The sequence below is a fragment of the Rhizobium sp. KNZ2-6A genome, from assembly GCF_056755475.1.
Map to the genome: position 1 here is coordinate 1 of NZ_JBNDIC010000016.1, position 15,486 is coordinate 15,486.

Consider the following 15,486-nt stretch of genomic DNA (forward strand, 5'->3'; position numbering starts at 1 on the left):
ACCCGCCGCTTTGCGGCGACCTCCCCCTCGAGGGGGAGGTGAATAATGCTTACTTCGCGCGGCTTGCCAGCGCAGCCACCAGCCCTTGCGTCGAGGAATCGTGGCCGGCAGCACTTTCCTTGCCTTCGATGACAGGCAGCAGGCCCGTTGCCAGTTCCTTGCCGAGCTCGACGCCCCACTGGTCGAAGGAGTTAATGCGGAAGAGCACGCCTTCGACGAAGACGCGGTGCTCGTAAAGCGCGATCAAGCGGCCGAGCGCATAGGGCGTCAGCTTGTCGTAGACGAAGGTGATCGACGGGCGGTTGCCGGTGAAGACGCGGTGCGGCGCGATGAAATCGGCCTTTTTGTCGTCCATGCCCTTGGAGGTGAGTTGGGCCTTGGCCTCCTCGAAGGTGCGGCCCTTCATCAGTGCTTCCGACTGCGCCAGGCAATTGGCCATCAAGAGCTGGTGCTGGTGGCGCAGGTTCGGTTCGAAGCCGTTGGCGGCGATCATGAACTCGGCGGGGATGACGCTCGTGCCCTGGTGGATGAGCTGGTAGAAGGCGTGCTGGCCGTTGGTGCCGGGTTCGCCCCAGACGACCGGGCCGGAATTGCCTTCGACCGGCGTGCCGTCGATGGTGACGCCCTTGCCGTTCGATTCCATGTCGAGCTGCTGCAGATAGGCCGGGAAGCGCGACAGGCGCTGATCGTAGGGCAGGATCGCGCGGGTCGGATAGCCAAGCACGTTGCGATGATAAAAGCCGATGAGGCCGAGCAGCATCGGCAGGTTTTCCTTGAAGGGAGCCTGGCGGAAATGGTTGTCCATCGCATGCGCGCCATCGAGGAACTTGCCGAAGTTTTCCGGGCCGACGGCGATCATCAGCGGCAGGCCGATGGCCGACCAGATCGAGTAGCGGCCGCCGACCCAATCCCAGAAGCCGAAGACACGCTCGCTGTCGATGCCGAAGGCGGCGACCTTGTCGAGCGCCGTCGAAACGGCGGCGAAGTGATGCTGCACGGCGGCTTCGCCGAGCGCATCGGCGATGAACTTGCGCGCCGTCTGGGCATTGGTCATCGTTTCGATCGTCGTGAAGGTCTTCGACGCGACGATGAAGAGCGTCGTTTCAGGCGAAACGAGCTTCAGGATATCGGCGATATGGGCGCCGTCGATGTTGGAGACGAAGTGCGAGCGCGGACCGTCGTGGAAGGGAGCCAGCGCCAGCGTCGCCATGACCGGGCCGAGATCGGAACCGCCGATGCCGATATTGATGACGTCGGTGATCGCCTTGCCGGTCGAGCCCTTCAGCGCGCCGGAGCGGACGCCGTCGGCAAACTTGCCCATGGCGGCCAAAACGCCGTTGACGTCGGGCATGACATCCTTGCCGTCGACCAGCACCGGCGTATTGGAGCGGTTGCGCAGCGCGGTGTGCAGGACGGCGCGGTTTTCGGTGAAGTTGATGGCGACGCCCGAGAACATTTCCTCGCGCTTGGCAGCGATGCCACCCTCGGCAGCGAGCTTCTCGAGCAGGGTGAGGATTTCGTCGTTCACCGCCGTCTTGGAATAATCCATCAGCAGGTCGTCGACCGATGCGCTGAAGCGGGAAAAGCGGTTGGAATCGGCGGCAAAGGCGGCGCGGATATCGGTGGCCTTTGTTGCCGTTGCGGCGCTCTTCAGTTGATCGACGAGGGCGTTCATGGGGACTCCTTGCGGTTCGCGCCGCTTGCCGTCCGGAGAGGGCAGGGCACTCTGAGTTGGTCGCGGAAACTATTCCCTATGTAGGGCGTAAATCAAGTTCACGTATCATCCAAAACGAAAAAAGCCGCTTGCGAAAAAGGGCGAGCGGCTTCCTGAATGGCACGGAATTATGTCAGCCGCGCAACTCTTTGCGCAGGATCTTGCCGACGTTGGATTTCGGCAGTTCCGTGCGGAATTCGATGAAGCGCGGGCGCTTGTAATTGGTTAGGTTGGCTGCGCAATGGGCCTTGACGTCGGCCTCCGTCAGGGCCGGGTCCTTCTTGACGATGAAGAGCTTCACCGCTTCGCCGGAATGCTGATCGGCCACGCCGATCGCGGCTGCTTCCAGAACGCCGGGATGCATGACGGCCACTTCCTCGATCTCGTTCGGATAGACGTTGAAGCCCGACACCAGGATCATGTCCTTCTTACGGTCGACGATCTTGGTGAAGCCGCGCTCGTCCATGAAGCCCATGTCGCCGCTGCGGAAGAAGCCGTCCAATGTCATCACGCGCGCGGTTTCGGCTGGCTGCTTCCAATAGCCGGCCATCACCTGCGGCCCGCGGATGCAGATCTCGCCGACTTCGCCGAGCGGCAGCGAGTTGCCGTTCTCATCGCGAATGTCGAAATCCGTGCCTGTTATCGGCAGGCCGATGGTGCCGCTGAATTCCGGGCTGTCGAAGCGGTTGGCGCTTGCGACCGGCGATGTCTCGGAAAGGCCGTAGCCTTCGGTGATCCAGGCCCCGGTCATCTTCTGCCAGCGCTCGGCCACCGGCCGCTGCACGGCCATGCCGCCGGCAAGCGTTGCCGTATTCGAGAGATCGAGCTTAGTGAACTCGGGATTGTTCATCAGTGCGTTGAACAGCGTGTTGAGGCCCGGGAACATATCGAACTTGTATTTGCCCAGTTCCTTGATGAAGGCCGGTATGTCGCGCGGGTTGGCGATCATAACGTTATGGCCGCCGAGCGACATGCCCATCAGCGAATTCACCGTTAACGCGAAGATGTGATAGAGCGGCAGCGCGCAGACGAAGGTCAGCTGCTCGGGGCGGGGCTTGTTGATGTAGGCGGATTGCAGCCAGAGCAGCAATTGCAGCTGGTTGGCGAGCAGATTGGAGTGGGTGAGGATCGCGCCCTTGGCAACGCCGGTCGTACCGCCGGTATATTGCAGGAAGGCGATATCGCTGCCGGTGAGCGCGGAAGGCTTCAGCGGCAGGCGCGCGCCTTCGTCAAGAACACCCTTGAAACTGCGGTGGCCGGGGATGGACCATGCCGGCACGAGCTTCTTCACCTTGCGGACGATGAGGTTGACGATATGGCCCTTGATGCCGAGCATGTCGCCAAGTGCTGTGACGACGACATGGCGCACATCCGTATGCGCCAGCACCTGCTCCACCGTATGGGCGAAATTCTCCAGAACGAAGATCGCCTTGGCGCCGCAGTCGCGCAGCTGGTGTTCGAGTTCGCGCGGCGTATAGAGCGGATTGACGTTGACGACGACGAGGCCGGCGCGAAGGATGCCGTAAACCGTGACCGGGTTCTGCAGCACATTCGGCATCATGACGGCGACGCGGTCGCCCTTCTGAAGGCCGAGGCTCTGCAGCCATGCGGCAATCTTGCGCGTCTGCGTGTTGAGTTGGCGATAGGTGATGGATTTGCCCATGCTAGTAAAGGCAAGGCGGTCGGCATAGCGCGCGCAGCTTTCCTCCAGCAGATCGACGAGTGACGCATGCTCCAGCGGCGGCAATTCCGCCGGTACGATGTCCGGATAAGACGCGAGCCATATTTTCTTGACCTGCGGTCTATCCGAAGGAGCGGAGACTGAATTCATGCGCACTTCCTCCTTTACGCATCATCACCACGCCCCGCCGTCCCAGGGCGGCGGTTATGTAAAGTGTCACTGCGCGATCGAAAAGTCTCCCGCTTTTCACATCGTCGCAGCCTTTGCTCTCAACTAAATCATTGGAGCATCAAGGAAGCTATAATAACCTTGACGTAAACGTCAATAAACGTTCTGCGCTCACGTTTTTTTACAGTTTTGAAAAAAGTACTGGAACTTTTATGACAACGGAGCGTTAATGGGCCCGTGGGTGTAACCCATCGGAGCATCGTGCTGCCCCAAAGAGCAGGTCGGACGCTCCACGATTTTATGTGACGCGTATCCAAAAGGAGGTGCGCATATGCATAAAGAGAGTGCCGAAATCTCGGGCCGTGACCTTTACATCAAGGACATGTCGATGCTGGTTGCCTGCGACCGCGTCGAGGGATCCAGGGTATTCGGTTCGGATGGCAAGCAGATTGGTCATATTGAACGCCTGATGCTCGAGAAAAGTGATGGACGCATCGCTTTCGTCATTTTGAGCTTCGGCGGCTTCTTCGGCATCGGCCAGGAGCACTATCGGCTGCCGTGGGAGAAGCTGCGCTACGATGCCCGCATCGACGGCTATCGCGTCAGCATGACCAAGAACGACATCGAAAAGGCATGCCGTTTCGCCGCCAAGGACGATCACGACCATAAGAATCATGGCCACAAAAGCCACGATTATTTTGGCGTGCCGCCCTATTGGATGTGAGCGCGCTGATAAAGCCGGTTCGGCAGTCCCCGCCGACGCGGGGTGCCGAGAGATGTGTTTCTATTGAAACCGCCCATGCCTTTGCACGACTTCGATCTTGTAACCGTCAGGGTCGGTGACGAAGAACACGAGCGCAAAGAGCTTCCCATCCCGATTGAGTTCGACGATCTTGCCAGGGTTCAGCCCCAGCGCCATCATGCGCGCATGTTCGTCTTTCAGCTCGGCGACCGAGACCGCAAGATGGCCGTAGGCCTCCCCCAGCGGATAGGGCGCGGTGCGACCCGGGTTGATTGTCAATTCCAGCTCGAAACCTGTCTCGTCATTGCTGAGATAGATCAGCGTGAAGGTCTCGAAGGCGACGCGGTCGGCGATCTTCAGCCCGAAAGCCTTGTCGTAGAATTCGATCGAGCGCGCTTCGTCGAGCACGCGGATCATCGAATGAATCATCTTGGCCATCGGCGCCTCCTTGGATCTTTGGGCATGTCACTCAGAGCCAATGCCATCGGCAACCCGGGAAGGCAAGCCCGCGGAAACGTGCCATTGCTGCGCTCTGGTGGAGAACCGGGGTTTCCGGATGGCGATCGCTCTGCTTAACTCCCGCGCGCTGAGGCATACGATTGAGGGGGAATCCATGTACTACGCCATTCTGGCCTATCATGAAGAAGGCATCGTCGAATCCTGGACCAAGGAGGAGGATGCTGCGCTGATGACCGAGCTGCTTGATATCAACGATCGCATGGTCGCGCAAAAGTCGCTGGGACCGGCCGCGCGTCTGGGGTCGACCCAGAATGCCGTCACCTTGCGCGGGCCGGGCGCGGGACTGGTCATCGACGGCCCGTTTGCCGAAACCAAGGAACAATTGCTCGGCTTCTACGTCGTCGATTTTCCGACGCTCGACGCGGCGGTGGAAGCCGCGCGCGAACTGCGCCGCGCCAATCCGACGGCCGTCTATGAAATCAGGCCGGTCGCGCTTTACCTGCCCGGCGCGTCTTTGCCTTCCGGCGAAGGCGACTGACGAAGACCTTTGCGGCGCCGGCTGCAAGGGCTGACGGCGGCCTTCGATCTCAATGGGGTTGCAATCCGATCTTGCTGGTGACGGTCCGCTCGATCATTTCCATGCCGTCATAGATCAACACCGCCATCAGGCCGACGATAAGGCCACCCTGCAGGATGAAGGCGGTGTTGTCGTTGATCAGCCCGGCGATAATGACTTCGCCGAGCCCCTTGGCGGCGACAGTGGAGCCGATCGTCGCCGTGCCGATATTGATGACGGTCGCGATCTTCAATCCCTCGATGATCAGCGGCAGAGCGAGCGGCAGCTCGACGCGGAACAGGCGCTGCCGGCCGCTCATGCCCATGCCGTCGGCGGCATCGATCACCGAGGCCGGCACCTGCTGCAGGCCGGCAACCGTATTTTCGAAGATCGGCAGCAGCGCGTAGAGAAAAAGCGCGATCAAAGTCGGCACCGCGCCGAAGCCGGTGGTCGAGATGGCAAGCGCCAGCACGGCAACCGGCGGGAAGGTCTGACCGGCATTGGCGATCGCCCGCGTCAGCGGCAGGAAATCGGCGCCGATCGGCCGCGTGACGAAGATGCCGCCGAGCACGGCCAGGATCCCGCTTGCGGCAATCGAGATCATGATCAGTTCGAGATGGCTGAGCGCCAGGCTCGGCAGGCTGTTCTGCGTATAGATCGGCGACGCCCCGAACTTGGTCAGCGGCGCAAGAACAGGCGTCAGCCACTCCGGGCGAAACAGCAGCACCAGCAGCAGCGCCAGCGCGAGGAGGCGGAAGAGATTGGCGGCGAGAAATTTCATGCTTTACGGCCCAGCTCGATCAGATGCTGGATCGAGATCGAACCGACAGGCACCTTGCGCTCGTCCTCGACCGTCGCCTCGTCCGCGCCCTGCCAGATCAATTCGGCCAGCGCGTCGCGGAGGTTGAGGCTCTGCGGCAGGCTGTGATCAAGGCCGGGCCGTGGCGGCTGCATGCTCTCCTTCAGCGGCAGGAGCGACATCAGCTTCAACGCGCGATCGGATGTGCCTGTCAGCTGCTGCACGAAAGGATCGGCCGGCTCGGTCAGGATCTTCTCGGGTTCCGAGCATTGCAGCAGCTTGCCTTCGCTCATGACGGCGATCTTGTCGCCGAGATGGAAGGCCTCGTCCATATCATGGGTCACGAGAATGACGGTCGTGCCGAACTGCTTCTGGATGGCGAGCAGATCGTCCTGCGCCTTGCCGCGAATGACGGGGTCGAGCGCGCCGAAGGGCTCGTCCATCAGCAGCAGTTCCGGTTCGGCCGCAAGGGCGCGCGCCACGCCGACGCGCTGCTGCTGGCCGCCGGAAAGCTGGCTCGGATATTTCCCGGCAAAGGCGCCGGGGTCGAGATGGAAGAGATTGAGGAGTTCTTCGACGCGGCCGTCGATGCGCGCTTTCTCCCAGCCAAGCAGCTCGGGGACGGTGGCGATATTCTGCGCGACCGTGCGGTGCGGAAAAAGCCCATGCCCCTGGATGGCGTAGCCGATGCGGCGGCGAAGCTCGGTCGCCGGCACGTTCATGATGTCTTCGCCGGCAACAGAGATGTGACCCTCCGATATCGGCACCAGCCGGTTGATCATACGCATCAGCGTCGACTTGCCGGAGCCGGAGGTGCCGACGATGACGGTGATCGTGCCCTTTTCCATGCTCATGCTGACATTATCGACCACGGTCGCGCTGCCATAACGCTTGGTGACGCCCTTGAGCTCGATCATGTTGGTCATGCGCGTTGTCCCCGGATGCTGTCGATGACCGCATCGAGGATGACGGCCGATGAGAAGGCGAGAAAGACCGTCGGCACGGCGCCGAGCAGCACGAGGTCATTGGCCGTCTGGCCGATGCCCTGGAAGATGAAGAGGCCGAAGCCGCCGCCGCCGATGAGCGCCGCCACGGTGACGAGGCCGATCGCTTGTACCAGCACGATGCGAATGCCTGTCAGGATAACCGGAAAGGCGAGCGGCAGGTCGATGCCGGTCAGGATTTGCCGGCGCGTCAAGCCCATGCCGGCGGCGGAATCGCGCACGGAAGGATCGACGCCGGCAAGGCCGACAACGGTATTGGCGACGATCGGCAGCAGCGAATAGATGACGAGCGCCACCAGCGCCGGCGCGACGCCGATACCCTTCACGCCGATCGCGGCCGCGAGGGGCACATGGGCGGCGATATAGCCGAGCGGCAGCATCAGGATGCCGAACAGCGCCAGGCTCGGAATGGTCTGCACAAGGCTCAGCGCCCGCAGCACCACGGCGCGGATACGCGGCTGCCAGTAGCAGAAGATGCCGAGGGGCAGCGCAAGCACGATGGCGATGGCGACGGAGCCGAGGGAGAGGAATACATGGCCGAGCGCCTCGTGCCAGAACTTGTCGGCATTGTTGGCGTATTCCTTCATGATCGAGAGATTGTTGAGCAGGTCGGAGCGAAGCACGACCGCGAGCAAGGCGGCATAAAGCGCCAGTGCTGCGACCCTCAGCCATGGCGTCAGCTGCAGTTTCACCAGAGCATCCGAGATCATCAACCCCACAACGGCCAGCAGCACCCAGAAGGAACCGCCGGGCGTGATGCGCGCCACGGTGCTGCCCGCCGGCGTCGCGGCGGTCGAGACGAGGCCGAGCGTGACGATCAGTGCGGCGATCGCAAGCGTGGCGATGCCGAGGCGAATGAGCTGATTGTGCAGGAAAAGCGCCGCAAGTGCCGCCGCGGCCAGAAGGGCGAGCAAGGTCATAGCGGACGGCTGGGCAATGAGCTGCGTCAGCAGTTGTGGCTTGCCGGCGGCGATGCGGTTCGCCTTGACGATGATGAACGGCATCCAGGCCGTCGCCAGCGCGCCGCCCGCCACCAGCACCACTCCGAGACGGTCCACTCGGCGGACCGCTAGCGCATCTTCCATCAGGCAAGCTCCGTCAGCGCATGGGCCGAGAATTCAAGGCGGGTTCGGACAAGACCATGCCCATTCGAATGTCCGCGGCTCCACCTTATCAAAATGGAGCCGCAGGAGCAGCGGCAAAGCCTTACTTCAAGAAACCATTGTCCTTGAGGTAGGATTCGGCAACGGCCTTGGCCGGCTCGCCATCGACCTGGATGCGGCCGTTCAGCTTGCGCAGCACGTCGGCGGTCAGGCCCTTGAAGATCGGCGCCAGAACCTCTTCAATCTTCGGATTGGCCTTCAGCACGGCCTCACGGATGATCGGCGTCGGCGCATAGACCGGCTGCACGCTCTTGTCGTCCTCAAGGACAGTCAGTTCGGCGGCTTCGATGGCGCCGTCGGTGCCGTAGACCATCGCCGTGTTGACGCCGTTGGTCTGGTCGGCCGCAGCCTTGATCGTCGCCGCCGTATCGCCGCCCGAGAGCACGACTTCCTGATCCGGCTTCAGCTTGAAGCTGTAGGTGGTCTCGAAGGCCGGCAGGGCCGCTGGAGAATTGACGAACTCGGAAGAGGCGGCGATCTTGACCGCGCCTTCGCCGGCCACCCACTTGCCGAAATCGGACATGGTCTTCAGCTTGGCCGGGCCGGCGACATCATTGCGCACGGCGATCGCCCAGGTGTTGTTGGCAGGCGACGGTGTCAGCCAGACGATCTTGTTGGCGTCGTAATCCAGCTTCTTGGCCAGATCGTAGCCCTGCTGCAGGTTCTTCCAGGCGGCATCGTCGGCCTTGTTGAAGAAGAAGCCGGCATTGCCGGTATATTCGGCATAGATGTCGATCTCGCCAGCGGTGATCGCCTTGCGCACGACGGGCGTCGTGCCGAGCGCGATGCGATCCTGCGCCTTAATGCCGTTGGCGTTGAGTGCTGCGAGGATGATGTTGCCGAGCAGCGTTCCTTCGGTGTCGATCTTCGAGGAGACGACGACATCGGCGGCGCTGGCGCCGCTGGAAAGGAGGGCCGTCAGCGTGGCGGCAAGTGCAAGCTTCTTGAACATGATGTTTCCCTTTGTACCCCGTTAAATCTTTGCTCTGCTTGTCCGCGTCGCCTGGCAAGGCCCCAGTCCGGACAGGCAGGCTTCGAGCGGGCCGGCGGCCCACAGGCGAATTCGTGGCTGCTTCAGGCACGTAGCGCTCATCGCGGAAAAGTCGATGTCGCTCCGGATTCCCGTTGCAGTCGCGCGATTATGACGAGCGTACTCGACATTCGCGCGAAATTGGATTTCTTTTTTCGGGGGCAAGTGCGTTTGTTTTTGTTCCCCTTACCCGTTTGGCGCTGTTCCGATCTCATTTTCGCGGCTGGATCAGTGAGGCGACGAGGAAACGATAGCGGTCGCTTTTCGGCTTAGGGATATCTTTTTTCGAGAACACATCATATCGTCCGGATATTGTTGACATTGCCGTGGTCGAAGCAGGCCAGGCGCTGTGGATGAAAGGGAATGGGATTTGTATCTCGGCGCATTGTTCGTAGCCGACATGGTGTTCTCCGTCGGCTCGGTGAGGGAGACGGCGCGCCGGCTCTCTTTCTCGGCCTCGACCGTCTCCGGTGCGCTGCGCCGGCTCGAAACCGAATTGGCATTGAAGCTGGTCGAGCGCGCTTCCGGCGAGCTTGCGACCTTATTGGCGAGCTCGAAGGTTCAGAAGGGGTTGCAGCCTATTCTCGCCAGCATCCGCCAGCTTTCGGTCCTGATGAAGGAGCCGCCGGCGCCAGGGGACTATGACCAATGGGCTGCGCGTTTGCCGCTGAAGATCGCCACCATCGAACGCTTCCTCGAGGTGGCCGATCAGGGCAGCATCAACCGCGCCGCCCGCCGCCTGCGGCTGGGCCAGCCGCAGCTTTCGCTGCAGATCGCCAATCTGGAGGAGCTGTTCGGCTGCCGCCTGTTCGAGCGGCAGGCGCAAGGCTCGGTGCTGACGGAAGCGGGCCATGAGGTTCACGCCATCCTAGCAGCCATCGTGCAGGCATGGGACGAGATGAAAGCGGCGGCGGACGAGCGCTTTCAGCGGACCGCCCGCGCGGTCCGCATCGGCTCGATCATTCCCACCGGCTCGGAAAGCTGGGTGGCACGCTCGCTCGCAAGCCTGGTGTCGCGCTGGAACATCGGCGGTAACAGCAACATGCTGTCGCTGATGCTGATGACGGCCGACGATCTGCGCGAAGCGCTCCGATCCGGCCGCATCGACGTCGCCATTGTCGATTCTGTCTTCGGCCTCGACGCCTTCGAGCATATGGAACTGGTCGCGACCGACATGGTGGCGATCGCCCCGCCCGACAGCACGGAAGAGACCTTTGCCGCGCTCGTAGAAAACCATCCCCTCTGCGTACCGAGCCCCCGCACCGGCATCGGCAATGCCGCGACCGCCTTCGGCTATGACAGCCACGACCGCCGCCGGTTTCGTGGCCGCGATATCACCTCGGCCGACTCGCTGCCCGTCATCGTCGACCTCGTTGCCAATCACGGCTACGTCTCGTTCCTCGGCCGCGTCAGTGCCTTGCCGATTGCCGACAAGGTGCGGATCGTCGATCCGGATGAACTCCTGCCATTGTCCTATCATCTCGCCCATAATGGCCGCAAAGCCTCCGTCGAAGCCTGCCGGCTGATCGAGCAGGCGGTTCGCGAATTGGTCGGCGATATGGCGACGCCGCGAAAGCGCCTGCCCTTCCGAAGCTAAAGCAATTCCAGGAAAAGTGCTGAGCGGTTTTCCGCCTGGAATTGCTAGGAAACAAAGAGATGGAGCGGTTCAGAGATTCCGCGAAAAGCTGAACAGTTCCAGCGGAACTATTGCGCCATTTTCGCATTCAGGTAGGTTAGGTTAGTCCGGGCGTACGCAGCCGGGGGCTCGTTCGGCACCCAAGGAGACCATAGATGAAAATTCTTGCAACGGCGCTTATCGCATTAGGTATTCTCGCTTTACCCGCTACTTACGCCGAGGCGCGTGATCATCATCACCGCTGGCATCATCATCGGCCTGTCGTGAAGCATCATCACCACCGCCGTCATTATTATCGCTCTCATCATGGTTGGCATCACCATTATGGCTGGCGGCATCAGTCACGTCATCATCGCTGGCACAGCCGGCCGCATTTCTCACATAACTGACGATCGCGGATAGATGCGAAAACGGCGCTTTGAGCGCCGTTTTTGACAGCCCTCGCGATTGACCTACCTCCCATGCTGGACCGCTGACGTCGCAACGGTCCTTCCGCTAAGCTTGCGACTTCGCCGCCGCCTGCGCCCCTGCGGCCGACGAGCTGAGGCTTCGCCAGCTCATGAGCGATGAAAGGCACTGCGAAATTGCCTGCCGCCCACCCTAAGTGGAACCATCGAAGGCTCAATTGCGTTTATTATCTGGTCCGGACGACGCGAATGATCCGAGTCGCGTTTGCGTCCGGCGTTCAAGGAGGCTGGAAATGAAAATTCTGGCAACAGCGCTCATAGCGCTAGGTATGCTCGCGCTGCCTGCAACCCATGCCGAAGCGCGTCGTCACTACCATCATTGGCACCACCATCACTACCGCGTGATGGTCTATAGGCCCTACTATTATCATCGCGACTACTATCGCCCGTATTATCGACCGTATCGCTCTTACTACCGGCCCTATTATGGCTACGATGAGCCCTACTATGGCGGCTATCAGCCACTTTACTCGTTCGGTCTGTTTGGCGGCTTCGGCGGCTTTCACCACCATCATCATCACGGCTGGGACGGCGACCGTGGATATTACCATGGCGGCTATCACGGCTGGCATGGCGGCGGCAGACATTGGCGGTATTACAGCGAGCCGCATTTCTCGCACAACTGACGAGCCGGCCGACAGCAAAACGGCGCCTTTCGGCGCCGCTTCCTGACCAAACTGGATCCGCTCAAGCCGGGTTCAGCACATGAACGGCGCGGTCGGCCATCAGATGCTTCACCTTCTCGCCATAAGCGGCCATATGCGCGGACGCCGCATGGGCCTTCAGCGCCTCCATGCTTGCCCATTTCTCGACCACGACGAACGTATCAGGCCCGAAGGCCGGATCTGCTCCCTCGACATCGACGACGGCGGTATATTCGATGCAGCCGTCTTCGGCATGAACAGCCGGAACATTCGCCTGGAAGACGTCGAGCACCTCGGCACGCTTGCCGGGCTTGGCGGTGAGGATGGCGAGAACATGGATCATGATGATGTCCTTGAAACGATAGGCGATAGGGATGAAGAATAACGGACGCCGCCGATTGCGCGGCCGGTTTCAATCTCTATCACGGAACGGGGCGTTCCAAACGCCGAACTTCAGTTTTGTTGGTCGCGCGGCGGATCCTGCCCGGCTGGCTGGCTTCACATCCGGTTGATGTGCTTCGGATCGAGCGATCCGCTCAGCAGATGACCGAAGGCGATGAGGTTGCCCTGCAGACGGCCACGCCGGTCGATATGGGGTGGTGGGTTGACGGAGCCGGCGAGGTTTGAGGCAACATTGCCGCCCATCAGCTTCAGCGCCCATTTCAGCGAGACGGAGCGCTTCTTGACGAGGTAAAGCGGATTAGCCACCTGGGAGTATCCCAGGCGTAGCCCGGACGTGCGCCCGGCCTTGACGCCGAGATGGACGCCACGCAGGCGATTGAACTTGACGATCTTGCCGAAAGGACGCAGCCGCCGGCACAGATCGACATCTTCCTGCCAGCCGTAGAGCGGCAGATCTTCGTCGAAATAGATGCCGTTTGCGAGCATCTGCTTCCGGCGGAAGATCATGTTGCAGCCATAGGCGTTGTGCGTGGCCTCGATCGTCGGCGCCGGAAAGGGAGTGGCATCGGCTGCGAGCGCCGCATCCGCTTCCTGCGCCGTCATGCCCAGCCCGAGGATACCGTCACGGACGACTTCGCCTGTTGCCACCACGATCTCTTCATCCGCCTCGAACAGGGCTTCCGTCTCGGCGAGATAGTTCGTCGCCGGGAAGAAATCGTCATCGAAGAAGACGACCACATCGACGCCGACAGCCGCATCGATGATGGCATTGCGCTGCGGGCAGCTTCCCTGCGGCGACGAGAGGATCGTCACCGGAAACGGTGCGGAGCTCAAGCGCGCCATGTCGATATCGTCATGTTTGGTCGGGCACAGGAAGAGGTGATCTGGCTTGCGCTCCTGTGTCGCGAGCCTGTCGATCATTGCGGCGAGTATAGCTTTGCGACCGCATGTCGCCACGCCAACGGCAATCTTCATGGTGCATCCTCCGAGCCTTATCCGAGGTGCACAGAACCATCGAAATCTGAATCTTTGGTTGTATTAATCGCGTGCATTCAACGCATCGCCATAAAGGCGCTTCATTCACCGGAAGGGCGGCAACTTGCCCAAGTCTTGCGGGACTGATTGCAGCCGCAGGCGCTGATTTAAAAATGGCTCACTTGAAATCGCTGGGTGTGTAAGGCTTGCATTTATAGGGTGTTGAGCCTTCCCTGTCCTGAACGACCGCATTACCGTCGGGATCAAGCTTCAAAGTCCAGGACGTTTGCAAGCCGTTCGACCCCATGAAACCGCCGATGAAGGTTACGTCGTCTCCTTGCCGGCTGAATGCGGTGACACCGCCAAGGTGGCGTTGATATTCCTGCGAGCGCATGACGACGCCGACGAGAGCCGCCGATCCGGTGGACGCTGACAGGCCGTATCCGCCATTGGGCGCGCAAGGCGTCATGTCGGAGATAAATGGGCCGCTGACGCAACTGAGGATATGGCCGAACTGCTTTTTGGAATTCAGGTGAACGTATACATTGGCGTCGCCGTCACCCTTGCAGAGCAGATGCGCTGGTTTCTCTGCGGGAGCGGCCATCGCCGTTCCAGCGGCTGCCAGATAGGCGGTGGCAGCGATTGCGTTCATGAGCTTCATTGAGGTCTCCGGTTCAGCCATCTTCAGCTCACACTTTCGAAAGGTCGAGCGCAATCCATTTTGTTCTGGATGACACCCGATCCCTGAATAGGGCGCTTCGGATTGCGATATTGCCGCCACGAATAGAGCAAAGAAGTGCCAAGGAACGGCAGCGCAGATCATTCGATACTAAGTGATTGGAAACAAATGGTGCCGCTTACGTGACTCGAACACGTGACCCCATCATTACGAATGATGTGCTCTACCGACTGAGCTAAAGCGGCATTCTGCGGAGCATTAGGTTCGGCCCCGCGATTTGCATGGCGCTGATACAGTCTATGCCGTCAGATTTCAAGCGCTCAAATCGCCAATTGGCAAAAAAGCGAGACGCTTGTGAAAAAAGAACCTTTTTTCAGCGCCGGTCAAAGCGCCAGCCGGGCGCGGGCCTGCCGGTATTCTGCTTCCAATCTGTCGACGAGGGCTGAAACTGGCTGGATGGATTTGACGGCGCCGATGCCCTGGCCGGAGCCCCAGATATCCTTCCAGGCCTTTACGCCGGTCGTGGCGGCTTCGAAATCCATTTTCGAAGGGTCGGCTTCGGGCAGATTGTCGGGATCCAGCCCGGCGGTGCGGATCGATGGCTTCAGATAATTGCCATGAACGCCGGTGAAATAGTTGGAATAGACGATATCGGCGGCGGTGCCCTCGACGATCGCCTGCTTGTAGGCATCCGCCGCGCGCGCTTCCTCCGTCGCGATGAAGGGCGAACCGATATAGGCCATATCGGCGCCGGCCGCCTGCGCCGCCAGGATGCCGCCGCCGGTGGCGATCGCACCCGCCAGCAGCAGCGGCCCGTCGAACCATTCGCGGATCTCCTGCACGAGCGCGAAGGGCGAGAGTTGGCCGGCGTGACCGCCCGCGCCTGCGGCGACCGCGATCAGCCCATCCGCACCCTTGCGGATCGCCGAGTTCGCATGCCGGTTGTTGATGATGTCGTGCAGCACGATGCCGCCATAGGAATGTACGGCCGCATTCACCTCGGGCACCGCGCCGAGCGAGGAGATGACGATCGGCACCTTGTACTTCACGCAAAGCATAAGATCATGCTCCAGGCGCCTGTTCGACGTATGGACGATCTGGTTGACCGCAAATGGAGCTGCCGGCCGCTCCGGATTTGCGGCATTGTATGCGGCAAGATCCTCGGTGATCATCGCCAGCCACTCGTCGAGCTGGCTTTCCGGGCGCGCGTTGAGCGCCGGAAAGGAGCCGACCACGCCAGCCTTGCATTGCGCCAGCGTCAGCGCCGGATGCGAGATGATGAAAAGAGGCGAAGCCACGACCGGCAGGCGCAGACGCTCGGTCAGGATGGAGGGAAGAGCCATGAACATCATCCGCTATTTGACGTT

General features: G+C 61.0%; 15 protein-coding genes, 1 tRNA gene and 1 pseudogene. 5 read left to right on the forward strand and 12 right to left on the reverse strand.

What is annotated here, in order from left to right; all coding sequences use genetic code 11:
- Positions 1-49: 49 nt before the first annotated feature.
- Both pgi and ACPYOP_RS13305 read right to left on the reverse strand, forming a co-directional pair.
- Positions 50-1,675 (reverse strand): glucose-6-phosphate isomerase, encoded by a 1,626-nt coding sequence (gene pgi / locus ACPYOP_RS13300; RefSeq protein ID WP_481410859.1) that lies wholly within the window; start codon positions 1,673-1,675, stop codon positions 50-52.
- A 172-nt stretch (positions 1,676-1,847) separates the two neighbouring features.
- Complete coding sequence (locus ACPYOP_RS13305; RefSeq protein WP_481410860.1) at positions 1,848-3,545, reverse strand: long-chain-fatty-acid--CoA ligase; 1,698 nt, start codon at positions 3,543-3,545, stop codon at positions 1,848-1,850.
- Positions 3,546-3,894: 349 nt separating this feature from the next.
- Between ACPYOP_RS13305 and ACPYOP_RS13310 the strand changes: the two genes are divergently transcribed.
- Positions 3,895-4,287, forward strand: a complete 393-nt coding sequence (locus ACPYOP_RS13310; RefSeq protein WP_112343721.1) for a PRC-barrel domain-containing protein — start codon at positions 3,895-3,897, stop codon at positions 4,285-4,287.
- A 60-nt stretch (positions 4,288-4,347) separates the two neighbouring features.
- Here ACPYOP_RS13310 and ACPYOP_RS13315 read toward each other — a convergent pair whose 3' ends face one another.
- Entirely contained in the window at positions 4,348-4,743 is a 396-nt protein-coding gene (locus ACPYOP_RS13315; protein WP_481410861.1) for a VOC family protein, read from the reverse strand.
- Between the two features lie 175 nt (positions 4,744-4,918).
- On the opposite strand from ACPYOP_RS13315, the gene ACPYOP_RS13320 reads away from it, so the two are divergent.
- The gene (locus tag ACPYOP_RS13320) at positions 4,919-5,302 is read left to right on the forward strand and encodes a YciI family protein (RefSeq protein ID WP_481410862.1); all 384 of its coding nucleotides are present in this window, start codon (positions 4,919-4,921) and stop codon (positions 5,300-5,302) included.
- Between the two features lie 49 nt (positions 5,303-5,351).
- Here ACPYOP_RS13320 and ACPYOP_RS13325 read toward each other — a convergent pair whose 3' ends face one another.
- The 4 genes and pseudogenes from ACPYOP_RS13325 to osmF form a co-directional block, all read right to left on the reverse strand.
- Positions 5,352-6,101 (reverse strand): ABC transporter permease, encoded by a 750-nt coding sequence (locus ACPYOP_RS13325; RefSeq protein ID WP_481410863.1) that lies wholly within the window; start codon positions 6,099-6,101, stop codon positions 5,352-5,354.
- Complete coding sequence (locus ACPYOP_RS13330) at positions 6,098-7,045, reverse strand: ABC transporter ATP-binding protein (RefSeq protein WP_481410864.1); 948 nt, start codon at positions 7,043-7,045, stop codon at positions 6,098-6,100. The genes ACPYOP_RS13325 and ACPYOP_RS13330 overlap by 4 nt, the downstream gene beginning before the upstream one ends.
- Entirely contained in the window at positions 7,042-8,208 is a 1,167-nt protein-coding gene (locus ACPYOP_RS13335; RefSeq protein WP_481410865.1) for an ABC transporter permease, read from the reverse strand. The genes ACPYOP_RS13330 and ACPYOP_RS13335 overlap by 4 nt, the downstream gene beginning before the upstream one ends.
- A gap of 121 nt (positions 8,209-8,329) precedes the next feature.
- Positions 8,330-9,175: pseudogene (osmF, locus tag ACPYOP_RS13340) on the reverse strand (glycine betaine ABC transporter substrate-binding protein OsmF); the annotation flags it as partial.
- 511 nt (positions 9,176-9,686) lie between these two features.
- Between osmF and ACPYOP_RS13345 the strand changes: the two are divergent.
- From ACPYOP_RS13345 to ACPYOP_RS13355, 3 genes are all read left to right on the forward strand, one after another.
- Positions 9,687-10,913 carry a LysR family transcriptional regulator gene (locus tag ACPYOP_RS13345; RefSeq protein ID WP_481410953.1) on the forward strand — a complete coding sequence of 409 codons (1,227 nt, stop codon included), beginning with the start codon at positions 9,687-9,689 and terminating at the stop codon, positions 10,911-10,913.
- 194 nt (positions 10,914-11,107) lie between these two features.
- On the forward strand, positions 11,108-11,341 hold the full coding sequence (locus ACPYOP_RS13350; RefSeq protein ID WP_481410866.1) for a hypothetical protein: 234 nt from the start codon (positions 11,108-11,110) through the stop codon (positions 11,339-11,341).
- Positions 11,342-11,652: 311 nt separating this feature from the next.
- Complete coding sequence (locus ACPYOP_RS13355; RefSeq protein WP_481410867.1) at positions 11,653-12,045, forward strand: hypothetical protein; 393 nt, start codon at positions 11,653-11,655, stop codon at positions 12,043-12,045.
- A gap of 61 nt (positions 12,046-12,106) precedes the next feature.
- Here the strand turns inward: ACPYOP_RS13355 and ACPYOP_RS13360 are convergent, their stop codons facing one another.
- The 5 genes from ACPYOP_RS13360 to ACPYOP_RS13380 all read right to left on the reverse strand — a co-directional run bounded on the left by ACPYOP_RS13360 (position 12,107) and on the right by ACPYOP_RS13380 (position 15,462).
- The gene (locus tag ACPYOP_RS13360) at positions 12,107-12,406 is read right to left on the reverse strand and encodes a putative quinol monooxygenase (protein WP_481410868.1); all 300 of its coding nucleotides are present in this window, start codon (positions 12,404-12,406) and stop codon (positions 12,107-12,109) included.
- A 155-nt stretch (positions 12,407-12,561) separates the two neighbouring features.
- Positions 12,562-13,440 (reverse strand): glycosyltransferase family 2 protein, encoded by an 879-nt coding sequence (locus tag ACPYOP_RS13365; RefSeq protein ID WP_481410869.1) that lies wholly within the window; start codon positions 13,438-13,440, stop codon positions 12,562-12,564.
- Positions 13,441-13,618: 178 nt separating this feature from the next.
- Entirely contained in the window at positions 13,619-14,101 is a 483-nt protein-coding gene (locus ACPYOP_RS13370; protein WP_481410870.1) for a hypothetical protein, read from the reverse strand.
- Between the two features lie 187 nt (positions 14,102-14,288).
- Positions 14,289-14,364, reverse strand: a tRNA-Thr gene (locus ACPYOP_RS13375).
- Positions 14,365-14,502: 138 nt separating this feature from the next.
- A complete protein-coding gene (locus ACPYOP_RS13380) occupies positions 14,503-15,462 on the reverse strand; it encodes an NAD(P)H-dependent flavin oxidoreductase (protein WP_481410871.1) in 960 nt (319 codons plus the stop codon).
- Between the last annotated feature and the right edge of the window lie 24 nt (positions 15,463-15,486).

Coding starts and splice junctions, on each gene's coding strand:
- ACPYOP_RS13370 (WP_481410870.1), bottom strand. CDS start 14,101: ATGAAGCTCATGAACGCAATCGCTGCCACCGCCTATCTGGCAGCCGCT.
- ACPYOP_RS13320 (WP_481410862.1), top strand. CDS start 4,919: ATGTACTACGCCATTCTGGCCTATCATGAAGAAGGCATCGTCGAATCC.
- ACPYOP_RS13310 (WP_112343721.1), top strand. CDS start 3,895: ATGCATAAAGAGAGTGCCGAAATCTCGGGCCGTGACCTTTACATCAAG.
- ACPYOP_RS13325 (WP_481410863.1), bottom strand. CDS start 6,101: ATGAAATTTCTCGCCGCCAATCTCTTCCGCCTCCTCGCGCTGGCGCTG.
- ACPYOP_RS13380 (WP_481410871.1), bottom strand. CDS start 15,462: ATGGCTCTTCCCTCCATCCTGACCGAGCGTCTGCGCCTGCCGGTCGTG.
- pgi (WP_481410859.1), bottom strand. CDS start 1,675: ATGAACGCCCTCGTCGATCAACTGAAGAGCGCCGCAACGGCAACAAAG.
- ACPYOP_RS13330 (WP_481410864.1), bottom strand. CDS start 7,045: ATGACCAACATGATCGAGCTCAAGGGCGTCACCAAGCGTTATGGCAGC.
- ACPYOP_RS13350 (WP_481410866.1), top strand. CDS start 11,108: ATGAAAATTCTTGCAACGGCGCTTATCGCATTAGGTATTCTCGCTTTA.
- ACPYOP_RS13355 (WP_481410867.1), top strand. CDS start 11,653: ATGAAAATTCTGGCAACAGCGCTCATAGCGCTAGGTATGCTCGCGCTG.
- ACPYOP_RS13315 (WP_481410861.1), bottom strand. CDS start 4,743: ATGGCCAAGATGATTCATTCGATGATCCGCGTGCTCGACGAAGCGCGC.
- ACPYOP_RS13305 (WP_481410860.1), bottom strand. CDS start 3,545: ATGAATTCAGTCTCCGCTCCTTCGGATAGACCGCAGGTCAAGAAAATA.
- ACPYOP_RS13365 (WP_481410869.1), bottom strand. CDS start 13,440: ATGAAGATTGCCGTTGGCGTGGCGACATGCGGTCGCAAAGCTATACTC.
- ACPYOP_RS13360 (WP_481410868.1), bottom strand. CDS start 12,406: ATGATCCATGTTCTCGCCATCCTCACCGCCAAGCCCGGCAAGCGTGCC.
- ACPYOP_RS13335 (WP_481410865.1), bottom strand. CDS start 8,208: ATGGAAGATGCGCTAGCGGTCCGCCGAGTGGACCGTCTCGGAGTGGTG.